The 695-nt window shown below is 46.8% G+C and carries 4 tRNA genes and 1 rRNA gene; all 5 read right to left on the reverse strand.

The features are described from left to right. Window positions 1–33 precede the first annotated feature (33 nt). Window positions 34–114, reverse strand: a tRNA-Leu gene (locus E2R53_RS22905). 13 nt (window positions 115–127) lie between these two features. Further along, window positions 128–203 (reverse strand) — tRNA-Lys (locus E2R53_RS22910). A 31-nt stretch (window positions 204–234) separates the two neighbouring features. Further along, window positions 235–310: transfer RNA gene (locus tag E2R53_RS22915), tRNA-Thr, on the reverse strand. Window positions 311–461: 151 nt separating this feature from the next. Continuing rightward, a tRNA-Val gene (locus tag E2R53_RS22920) sits at window positions 462–537 on the reverse strand. A gap of 36 nt (window positions 538–573) precedes the next feature. Further along, window positions 574–689, reverse strand: a 5S ribosomal RNA gene (rrf, locus tag E2R53_RS22925). Between the last annotated feature and the right edge of the window lie 6 nt (window positions 690–695).

A 695-nucleotide genomic window follows, 5' to 3' on the forward strand; every position in this document is an offset into this window, starting at 1 on the left:
GTTCTACCACTGAACTACTTCCGCAAAATATGATGCGGGTGAAGGGACTCGAACCCCCACGTCAAAGACACTAGATCCTAAGTCTAGCGCGTCTGCCAATTCCGCCACACCCGCATATTAAGGAAAATGGTGTGCCATGAAGGACTCGAACCTTCGACCCTCTGATTAAAAGTCAGATGCTCTACCGACTGAGCTAATGGCACATATTCAAACTTGATTCGGTTTAAGACCGAATGGTGCCGGCAAGAGGACTTGAACCCCCAACCTACTGATTACAAGTCAGTTGCTCTACCAATTGAGCTACACCGGCATATAAAGTAAGGAATATAATTTGGTTTTAAACTTGTTAAAGTCGTCCTGATCTCAGGAAGCTTATTCGGCCGTGCTCTACCAATTGAGCTACACCGGCTTATAAAAGTAAGAAATGATATTTTGCTGATTTAGGCAGCAGTAAAAATAAATGGTGGAGGATGACGGGCTCGAACCGCCGACCCTCTGCTTGTAAGGCAGATGCTCTCCCAGCTGAGCTAATCCTCCATTACAGCACTTTCGTGCTTAAGTATAATGTATACTGCCTGGCAACGTCCTACTCTCACAGGGGGAAACCCCCAACTACCATCGGCGCTAAAGAGCTTAACTTCCGTGTTCGGCATGGGAACGGGTGTGACCTCTTTGCCATCATCACCAGACAATAT

This window comes from Peribacillus frigoritolerans, assembly GCF_004358755.1.
Taxonomy (GTDB): domain Bacteria; phylum Bacillota; class Bacilli; order Bacillales; family Bacillaceae; genus Bacillus_P.